The 9,351-nt window shown below is 67.6% G+C and carries 10 protein-coding genes and 3 pseudogenes; 9 read left to right on the forward strand and 4 right to left on the reverse strand.

All coding sequences use genetic code 11. The features are described 5' to 3' along the window. Positions 1-320 precede the first annotated feature (320 nt). Positions 321-521 carry a hypothetical protein gene (locus FCI23_RS52030; protein ID WP_136730936.1) on the reverse strand — a complete coding sequence of 67 codons (201 nt, stop codon included), beginning with the start codon at positions 519-521 and terminating at the stop codon, positions 321-323. Positions 522-523: 2 nt separating this feature from the next. Then, on the reverse strand, positions 524-1,768 hold the full coding sequence (locus FCI23_RS52035; RefSeq protein WP_136730937.1) for an RHS repeat-associated core domain-containing protein: 1,245 nt from the start codon (positions 1,766-1,768) through the stop codon (positions 524-526). A 297-nt stretch (positions 1,769-2,065) separates the two neighbouring features. On the opposite strand from FCI23_RS52035, the gene FCI23_RS52040 reads away from it, so the two are divergent. Next, on the forward strand, positions 2,066-3,097 hold the full coding sequence (locus FCI23_RS52040; RefSeq protein ID WP_136730938.1) for a DUF4331 family protein: 1,032 nt from the start codon (positions 2,066-2,068) through the stop codon (positions 3,095-3,097). 235 nt (positions 3,098-3,332) lie between these two features. Here the strand turns inward: FCI23_RS52040 and FCI23_RS61895 are convergent. Then, positions 3,333-3,533, reverse strand: a pseudogene (locus tag FCI23_RS61895) (SDR family NAD(P)-dependent oxidoreductase); the annotation flags it as partial. Between FCI23_RS61895 and FCI23_RS61900 the strand changes: the two are divergent. Beyond that, positions 3,531-3,662, forward strand: a pseudogene (locus FCI23_RS61900) (IS6 family transposase); the annotation flags it as partial. The pseudogenes FCI23_RS61895 and FCI23_RS61900 overlap by 3 nt on opposite strands. A gap of 76 nt (positions 3,663-3,738) precedes the next feature. Here the strand turns inward: FCI23_RS61900 and FCI23_RS52050 are convergent. Beyond that, entirely contained in the window at positions 3,739-4,773 is a 1,035-nt protein-coding gene (locus tag FCI23_RS52050) for an aldo/keto reductase (protein ID WP_136730939.1), read from the reverse strand. Positions 4,774-5,090: 317 nt separating this feature from the next. Here FCI23_RS52050 and FCI23_RS57795 point away from each other — a divergent pair, with 317 nt between their 5' ends. From FCI23_RS57795 to FCI23_RS52075, 7 genes and pseudogenes are all read left to right on the forward strand, one after another. Continuing rightward, complete coding sequence (locus FCI23_RS57795; RefSeq protein ID WP_169317418.1) at positions 5,091-6,434, forward strand: hypothetical protein; 1,344 nt, start codon at positions 5,091-5,093, stop codon at positions 6,432-6,434. 204 nt (positions 6,435-6,638) lie between these two features. Then, positions 6,639-6,791 (forward strand): hypothetical protein, encoded by a 153-nt coding sequence (locus FCI23_RS57800; protein ID WP_169317419.1) that lies wholly within the window; start codon positions 6,639-6,641, stop codon positions 6,789-6,791. A gap of 61 nt (positions 6,792-6,852) precedes the next feature. Then, positions 6,853-7,059 (forward strand): annotated as a pseudogene (locus tag FCI23_RS52060) (ISKra4 family transposase); the annotation flags it as partial. 156 nt (positions 7,060-7,215) lie between these two features. Continuing rightward, positions 7,216-7,341, forward strand: a complete 126-nt coding sequence (locus FCI23_RS62845) for a hypothetical protein (protein ID WP_265737852.1) — start codon at positions 7,216-7,218, stop codon at positions 7,339-7,341. Further along, on the forward strand, positions 7,341-8,168 hold the full coding sequence (locus FCI23_RS52065; RefSeq protein WP_136730940.1) for a MerR family transcriptional regulator: 828 nt from the start codon (positions 7,341-7,343) through the stop codon (positions 8,166-8,168). Before FCI23_RS62845 ends, FCI23_RS52065 begins: the two co-directional genes overlap by 1 nt. Further along, positions 8,165-8,527, forward strand: a complete 363-nt coding sequence (locus FCI23_RS52070; protein WP_136730941.1) for a VOC family protein — start codon at positions 8,165-8,167, stop codon at positions 8,525-8,527. The genes FCI23_RS52065 and FCI23_RS52070 overlap by 4 nt, the downstream gene beginning before the upstream one ends. A gap of 208 nt (positions 8,528-8,735) precedes the next feature. Then, positions 8,736-9,110, forward strand: a complete 375-nt coding sequence (locus tag FCI23_RS52075; protein WP_136730942.1) for a VOC family protein — start codon at positions 8,736-8,738, stop codon at positions 9,108-9,110. The last annotated feature ends 241 nt before the right edge of the window (positions 9,111-9,351 follow it).

Genomic DNA, 9,351 nt, shown 5'->3' on the forward strand with positions numbered 1-9,351 from the left:
CAAACCCTTCACCTGGACCGCGACCGCCGACGAGATCCTCGCCAAGGTCCGACTCGTCCAGACCAACATCAAGAAACTCGTCGACAACAACGCGAAGTGACACAAACAGGATCACGAGACACTAGGAGCTCAGCAAGGAATAGGCGGTCCAAGTTGAAGTTTGCCGATCTGGCCTTGCGGAACGGCAATCCGATGTCGTGGAGGACGTGGCGAGCTCTTCCTGTGATACCGAGCGCGTCCGTAACGCCTGTAGGGCCTGCCGGAAAACCGGTGGGCCCTACAGGCGGAGAACGAGCCAGGGTGCGGAAGGCGCCCGCGCCTCAGCTCTTACGAAGTCCTCTCAGCCACACGACGAGTGCGGGGATCGCGACGAACAGCGCCGAGACAGCGACACCAACACCAAAATCTGACCATGACCGGTGCTGGAGGAGCACCTGCGCGACATGGGCCACGGTAGTCATGACGAAGATCCATGCCAGTATCGCGACGCATCCCCAGCCTGCGCCAATATCCTTCTTCACGGCTATTTGACCATCTTTCTCAACTTATTGACAAGTTTTGCCCGTCCAATCTTGATGTGTTTCCCGGCGATTCGGTGCACCGCACTGTCGATTTTTGTTCCCAGACCGATGAGAAGTTTTCCTGCCTTATTGAGGAATTTCTTCCCGGAACTCGTCTTGAAGAATTTCTTGGCGACAGCGCCACCGATCCCGCCGGCGATCGCCGCAGAGACGAAGTCCTCGATCGCGGTGCCCCAGCTGAATCCTCCGTCCCAGCGAGTCTCCACGAAGTACGAAGCGGCGCTGGCCGTCCCGGTGACGATGCCACTGCATACCGGGAGGATCTCAGTGAGGACGGCGGCACAGAACGCCTCGCCGGCGACCACGATGAGATATTCCGTCCCATTGGTCGCCGCCTTGCACGCGGCTGACGCGATGGGGTGGCTGATGAACTTCGGGCACTGCCCGTCCAGGTCGGTGCAGTTGATCGGGTCACCGTTGCAGTAGTCATACCCGTTGGCGCTCGCGCCGGAGACCGGGTCGGTCTGCAGGAAGCGTCCCGTGGCCGGACTGTAGAGGCGCAGGCCCATGAGGGTCAGACCGGTCGGGGTGTCGCTGGCGCGTTGTGCGGAGCCGAGCCACCCGTAACGGCTCGGGTTGGTGGTGTTGCCGTACTCGTCGTAGTTGTACGAGTTGGCCGCACCGGTGCTGACCGCGAGGGTGACGCCGATGTCACCGTGAAGGTCGGCGAGTTGGAGCGTGGTGTCGCCGGTCGCCGAGGTGGTGGCGGCGAGGCCGCCGCTGAGGTCACCAACGTTGCGGGTGATCGTGCCGGACGACTTGGCGGTCCGGGTGGGGCTGTCGGTGTCGTCGGCGTAGTGGTTGACCGTGGTTCCGCTGGTCGTCCAGGTGCTGCCGCTGTCGCTGCTGGTCGCGTTGACCGTGCTGGCTAGGCGGTGGTCGGCGTCCAGGGACCAGGTCTGTTTGCTGGTACTGGTCGCCTCGGAACTGGCCAGGTCGTTCACGTAGTAGGTGAGGGTGGTGTCCGGAGTGGTCAGCGTACGACCGAATGTGTCGTAGGTGTAGCCGGCGTCGGTGATGCGGTCCGCACTGTCGTAGGTGTGTGTCGTGGTCTCCACCGTGGTGTCGGTGACATCCGCGCAGTCGGTTGCGCCGGTGGTAGTAGTCAGGCTTGTGCGGTCCCAGCTGGCCGCAGACGCGAAGGCGTAGCCATGGGTGACGCAGGCACTGCCCGTGGGTGTCGTCATCGATGAGAACAGCGGAGTCACGGGCCCGGACTTCGCCGGCGTCCTTCCCGGTGGAGACCGCGAGGGCGCCGGATTCGGGTCAACGCGCGTTCGCCGGTTGCCGAGGTACGCTTATTAGTGGGTTTGGCGCCTCCAGTAATGCGGCGTCACCCCCGGTGTCAGGTGCCGGAACGGCTTCCGTTCCGAAGTCGCCCGCAGGCCGACGAGGCCGTGCGTCCAGAGGCAGACCGCGTCGGCCGCAACGGGAATTCTCTCCCCCTTGTGCACCGCCGCCGCAGAGCGTTTGGAGTCACTAGCATGTCGCATCACCTCGATTCCCCCGCGGCCAGGGCCGACGCGCGGTTGAACATCTCCGATGTGTACGTGTTCCGGGGTGAGCGCGGCACGGTTCTCGTGATGGACGTGTGCTCCGAATCCGCGGGTCCGGAAGCACCGAAAGGATTCCACCCCGAGGCCCGGTACGAATTCAAGATCGACAGTACGGGTGACGCCGTCGAAGATCTCGCCTTCCGCATCACCTTCGGAGCGCGGGACACCGATGGTACGCAGGCGGTCGAACTGCGCCGGATCGTGGGCGCTCAGGCGGCCGACGACGCGGCGGAGGGCACCGTGCTGCTCGTCGGCATGGTCGGGCGGACGCTCAGCGCCGAGGGTGGTCTACGGCTGTGGACCGGCCGGGCCGCCGACCCGTTCTGGATGAACCCGGGCGTGGTGGAGGCGGTCGGCCACGCATTCCAGAACGGCACCGACGTGGACGTGCCCGCGCCGGACTCGTCTCCGGTGACCAGCCTGTTCTCCGGGATGAAGGTGATGTCCATCGTGCTGGAGGTACCGGACGCCGAGCTGCTGCCCTTCACGCACAACCGCGACATCGGCGTCTGGGGGGTGACGGCGCTGGCCACCGATGCCGGTGGATGGCACCGCATCAACAGGTTCGGACTCCCGATGGTCTCGCCGATCTTCGCGCAGTTCGACGACGAATTGGCGGAGCGGTTGAATCAGACGGCCCCCGCCGACGACGCCCACACGTTCCGCGAGGAAATCGCCGGACGGGTCGCCGCAGTAGTCGGTTCCCGGGAAACCGCATCGGATCCGCGTAGTTACGGTCAGGACATCGCCGACCGTATTCTCCCGGATATCCTGCCTTATACGATCGGTACTCCCGCGGTCTTCGGTTTCGCGAAATTCAACGGCCGGAACCTCACCGACAACGCTGGTGAGGTCATGTTCTCGCTCACCACCGACAGCGCGCTGAGTATCGACCTGACCAAAGAGGCCGTCGATGCTCCTCCGACGCCGTTCTTCCCCTACTTGGCGCCCGCCGGCTGACGAATTCCCCTGCGGAAAGTGGTGATCGCGAGTACTGCCAGGTGTTGGCCTTGTTCCCGCCCCCGTCGGTGATCCACTGCAGGTACTCTTTGGTGGCTCCGGCGCGTCGGCGCGGAAGAGGACCACCCCCAGTGCGTGTTCGTACCAAGCGTTCGACTCTAGTTGAACGGGTGTTGGCATGGCCGTGATGGGGGGCAAGGGTGGATAAAGGCTGTCGCCCCTGCGGTCTACTGGCGGTGTCGGTGCTGGCCAGGTGCAGGCCTGTCACCGTGGTTCCCTGGCCCGCGAGTTCGAGGCGGATGCCGTTGGTGAGGCTCCACGCGGCCACCTTCGCCGCGCTGTAGGCGTTGGCCCCGTCGTAGGCGAGCCAGGACATCGCCGACAGGACGTTGAGGATCGTCCCGCCGCCGTTGGTGGCCAGGACGGGGGCGAACTCTTCCGCCGCCTGCTGAAGAACACGGGCGCGGTGCCGCGGGTGGTCGTCACCGACAAGCTCCGTTCCTACGGCTCGGCGCACCGGGAGGTCATGCCGTCGGTGGAGCACCGCTCGCACAAGGGTCTGAATGGGCCCCGCCGGAGGTGGGGCCCAAGGTTGCGTCCTGGGAAGTGGTGTACGGGTTGCGCCTGAACCGGGCGTCTGCTCAGCGTCCGCCCTCGATCTTCCGGCCGCGCTGCGCCGTGCCGGGGACGCCGTAGGGGTAATCGGCCGCGCCGGGGTCGCTGGCCTTGTTGAGGCGGGCGTACTCCTCCTCGGTCAGGTGCAGACCGGCCGCGCCGAGGTTGTCGTCCAGCTGCTCCAGGGTTCGCGCGCCGAGGATCACCGACGTCACGGTCGGGCGGTCGACCAGCCAGGCCAGGGCGACCTGGGCCATGGAGACGCCTCGTTCGTCGGCCACCGAGCGCACCTCGTCGATGACGGCCCAGGTGCGCTCGACTTTCACGCGCCGGTCGTACGCCTCGACACCGCGCTCGGGGTTCTCGCCCAACCGGGTCGCTCCGACCGGCCGTTCGTCGCGCCGGTACTTGCCCGTCAGCCATCCGCCGCCGAGCGGACTCCACGGCAGCAGGCCCAGGCCTTCGGACGCGCAGGCCGGGATGACCTCCCACTCGATCTCGCGAGCCAACAGGTTGTACTGCGGCTGCAGGGTCACCGGGCGGCTCAGACCGCGGAAGTCGGCAATGTCGACGGCTTTCTGGAGCTGCCAGCCGGTGAAATTCGACAACCCGACGTAGTGGATCTTGCCCTTGCGCACCGCGTCGTCCAGGAACCGTAGCGTCTCGTCGATCGGCGTCAGCGGGTCCCAGGCGTGGACCTGGTAGAGGTCGACCGCCTCGACGCCGAGCCGGCGCAGGGAGGCGTCCAGCGCCCGGTCGAGGTGCCGCCGCGACAGGCCGGCGTCGTTGGGGGCGTCGCCCATGGGGAAGCGGCCCTTGGTCGCGAGCACGATCCGGTCGCGTACCTCGGCGGGGCGGCCGGCGTACCACCGGCCGATGATCTCCTCGGAGACCCCGCGGCTGTAGACGTCCGCGGTGTCCACCAACGTCCCGCCGACCTCGACGAACCGGTCGAGCTGCGCATGCGCCCCCGCCTCGTCGGCCTCGGTGCCGAACGTCATCGTGCCGAGCGCCAACGTCGACACGCTGCACCCGCTCCGTCCGAGCATGCGGTATTCCACGGCCAGTCCTCCTTGAGTCACGTGATCTGTCTTGCGTGGTCCTACTACGCCGCCCTCCCGGCCCGGGCGGCACGCCTTAGCCTTCCCGAGCGGGATCCAGACGTCCAATAGAAGAAAGAGAACACATTGAGCACGCGAGCCGCTCAATCCCTGCCGCTCCCCCGCAAACGAGCGTCGAACCCACTGCCCGCCTCCGCCACCCGGGGTCGGCCGACCCTCTCCGTGCGATCGCTGGAGCGATACGCCCGCCCGGCGTCGACGCCGTCGCCCGACACGGGCACGCGGACGGGGGTGAGCCGTTCGACGCGCTGCGGCAGATGAAACGCCCCTGGGGCGGGCTGACCTGGACCGGCCACTCCCACGTCCAGCGCAACCTTCGGGCCTTGGCCCGCGGCGAAGTCCCGCTCACCCACGACGGATTGAGCCAGCTCACTCCCTGGCGTTCGGTCGCCTACCTGCGCGACCTGCTCATGCAATTCGGCGTCCTACCCCCAGCCGACCGGCAGCTGCTGCTCTTCCAGCGCTGGCTCGCGGAGAAGCTTCCCACCGTCGCCGATGCCCAGCACCGGCGCCTGCTGGAACTGTTCACTTCCTGGCACGTCCAGCGCCACCTAAACACCCTGGCCGGCCGCGGTCCGCTGACCAGCGACCAGATCCGGCAAGCACGCGGGCTGATGCTGGCGGATGCGGCCAACGCGCAGGCCGACGCCGTCACAGCCCGCAAGAACGCCGTCGCCGCCGGGGCGGACGCCGCGCAGGCCCAGACGGATGCGGTCATCACGGCCGGTTACGCCTACACCACAGCCCAGGCGGCCACCGCCGCGTCTGACGCCGCCGAGGCGGTCGCGGCTCCGGCCAACGACGCGATTCAGCTGGGCTCGCCGCACATTGACACCGACTCCTCCGCCGGGCTCGCCGTGCTGACCGCCCAGGCGTCCAAGACCATCGCCGACCAGCAGCAGGCGGTGGCCCAGGCCAAGGCCGACCAGTCCGCGCAGGCCGCCCAGTCCGCCCAGGCCCTGGCCGACGCGGCCACCGGTGACGCGAAGAACGCCCGGGTCGCCGCAGCCGACGCGGCCGCTCAGGCCGCCGCGGCCCAGGTATCCGCCCAGCAGGCGATCGCCTCCGCGGCCCAGGCCGAGAAGGCCGCTGCCGAGGCCAAGGCCACCGAGGCCCAGACCATCGCGTACGACGCCCAGGCCTCCGCCGACGCCTCCGCCGCACAGTCCGCCGCCGACGCTGCCGCCGGTGACGCCGCCGACGCCCGCGCCTCGGCCAACCAGGCCGAGTCCGACGCCTCCGCCGCCCAGTCGGCAGCCTCCGCCGCCCAGGACGCGGCCGCCACCGCCCGCCAGGTCGCCGCCCAGGCCGACCAGGACGCCGCCGCCGCCGAAGCCGCCGCCCAGGACGCCGAGAAGCAGGCCGCCTCCGCCCAGCAGGCGGCGACAGCAGCCGAGAAGCAGCAGGACGACCAGAACCTGTCGGAGCAGCTGACCGCCGACGACGGGGTTTTCATCAGGTACAAGATCACCAGCGAAAGCATCGATCCCAACGGCGACTGCGTCGGGACGGGGAGCGGTCCGGACGCCGGGTGCGACATCTCGCTCACCTTCCACCCCGGCCTCCTGCCCGACCGCCGACTGCGGGTGAGCACCCGCTAGGTCAAGTCACCGCACTCCCGCTACCACATCCACAAGCCCGACGGCCGCCCACTGACCAGCCAGAAAGTCACCGCCCTGGACATCGCGGTCCACGAACCGCCGCCCGCCATCGAGTACACCGAGGCGGAAACCGTCGCACGATCGGACACTGAACCGTCCGCATCCGGCCCGCGCCGCACCCGACGCGAACGCGTCCTGGAGCTCATGCGGTCGGATCCGGCACGCAGCTGGCATGGACGGGAGATCGCGCAATGGCTCGGCGTCGCCGACGCCAACATCATCTGCGTACAGCTATCCCAGTGGGTGCATTACGGACAGTTCCGCAGGACCGGCCCCGCCACCTACACGCTCGCATGACAGCCCCACGATCACCTCAGGCACTTGACGACGGCCCGGAAACCTTAACTACCCGGCCTTGGCCTGCCGGCACCTGATCAAGGACCAGCTCGACATCACCGGCGCCCGCTGGGGCCCAGACGGCGCCGAAGTCGTGCTACGCCTACGCGCCCTGCGCTCCAGCGGCGACTTCGAGACCTACTGGGCCTACCACGAAGCCCGCGACTACCAACGCAACCACCTCACCCGCTACAAAAACGGGATCCTGCCAGAAACCGCAGAACCCTAGACCCGGCTAGGACCTGCACCCTACTCAATATGACCTGCGCATTCTCTACATGACTGGCTACACCACGCAGTGGGACACGGCCGGTGTTGACTCTCCTGTAGGGGGAGGGATGAGAGTCGTGGCATCGGTTGAGCGGTGCTGAAAGGAGGTTGCGCGATGCGCATGCTGGAGGAGCTGGCTGCTCTTGCAAGCCTGGTGGCCGAACACGGCGAATCGCGGCTTGGTTTCGAGCCGGCGCCGGTAGGTCTCGGCGTTGCCGCGCCGGGCGTGGGAGGCGAGTGATGGTCGCGTTGCTGAGTATCGGGGAGTTCTCCCGGCTGACCCATGTCAGTGTCAAGGCACTGCGTCACTACCACGATCTGGAGCTGCTGAGCCCCGTGCGGATCGACCCGGACAGCGGATATCGGTTCTACGCCACGGCGCAGGCCCCCAAGGCCCAGCTCATTCGGCGCTTCCGGGATCTGGGTATGCCGCTGGACCAGGTCAAGGTCGTGCTGACGGCGACCGATCCGACGGTGCGCGACGAGGTCATCGCCGAGCACCTGCGCAGCATGGAGCGCCAGTTGGAGCAGACCCAGACGGCGGTGGCCTCGCTGCGCCAGCTTCTCGAGGGCGGTGGACCATCCCCGTTGAACGTCGTCTTCCATACCCCGGCCGCCTGCCGGGCGGTCATGGCAAGCGCGCGGGTGGCCTGGGACGAGGTCTTCGAGTGGCTGCCCGACACGTTCGCCGACCTGCGTCGGCAGATCGGTTCGGATGCCGATCTGCGCGGTGGTCCGGACGGCGCGTTCTACAGCGCGGAGCTGTTCGAGTCGCACATCGGCGAGGTCACCGCCTTCATTCCGCTCAGCGCGTCCGCCGGCCTCGCCGGGGACCCGCTGCCGGAAGGCCCGATCGCGGTGGCGTTGCATCACGGCCCGTTGCGGGAGCTCGACCGGACCTACGCCGCGTTGGGCAGTTTCGTCGCCGAACAAGGCCTGGGTTCGCTCACACGTACGGCGATCCGGGAGAACTACCTGGTCAGTCTGCGTGACACGAAAAACGAGCACGGTCTGGTCACCGAGGTGTGCTGGCCGGTGCTCTCCACGAGAGGAGAAAGGGAATCATGACGAACCGACTGTTTGCATTGACCTTCGACTGCGCGGACGCCGCCGTGCTGGGCGCGTTCTGGGCGCAGGCGCTCGGCCGGGAGTTGGATCCGGGCGCGGGCAAGGCGTTCGCCTCCATCGGGCTGCACGAGGCCGGCCCGAGCGCGCCGGGCTGGTGCTTCGCCCAGGTGCCCGAAGGCAAGTCGGCGAAGAACCGGATGCACCCGGACCTGATGACTGCGGACCTCGAGGCGGAGGTCGAGCGGCTGATCGGGCTCGGTGCGAGCCGGAAGGGGGACGTCGAGATGGGCAGCATGCGCTGGACCACCCTCGCCGATCCGGAAGGCAACGAGTTCGACGTGATCGCCGCGGCGGCGTAGCAGCCCGCGGTCATACGAGCCGCCATCCCCTGACGGGGCTGGCCGGCCAGAGAAGTGCCTGCTGAAGCGTTCTCGCCTGTGGGCGGAAACCACCCGAACCTGTCCACCCGGACAGATCAAGATCTCGCCTCGCCGATGCGCCAGATCCGCTGGTGCCGCACATCGAGCGCGGCCGAGACATGAAGAAAACCATTCGACGGAAGCAATCATGACTGTTGATGTCAGTACGTTTTTCGCATCCGTGAACATCGGCTGCGCCGATCCCGCCAGTCTGGCGGAGTTCTGGGGGAAGGTCCTCGACCGCGAAGTCACCCCGGGCTTCCGCGAGGGGGTCATGGCGGTCGGCACCACCGACCCGGGCAGCCGCCCCCAGATGATCTTCTTCCCGGCTCCTGAGGCCGAGCGGATCATCGGCGGGTTCGTTCCCACCCTGGTCACCGAGCACCACGACGAGGAGACCGCGCGGTTTACCGGCCTGGGCGCCAAGCTGCTCAACGAGTCGAACCACCCGCCGATCCGCCTGAGCGTGTTCACCGACCCGGAGGGCAACCGGTTCCAGCTGGCGACCTTGCAGCCTGAGTAGCGGCCAGGTACGTGCCAGGTTACGAGCGCTGACCCAGGCTCGCACCCATGGTTTCGGGTCGGCGGCCGCCGACCCGAAACCATCGAAACCGGCTCACACCACAGCCATGTCAAACTAACGACGTGGTGCTCGATTGAGGTCGGGCTGTGCTGGCCTGGCGGGTTGGCTGGTGGTTGATTACCGCATGGCCGCGCGGTCGGAGACCAGGCCGGCGATGGCTTGGTAGGTCTGGTCGAAGTAC

Origin of the sequence: Actinacidiphila oryziradicis (genome assembly GCF_005047355.1) — a bacterium.
Classification (GTDB): Bacteria; Actinomycetota; Actinomycetes; order Streptomycetales; family Streptomycetaceae; genus Actinacidiphila; species Actinacidiphila oryziradicis.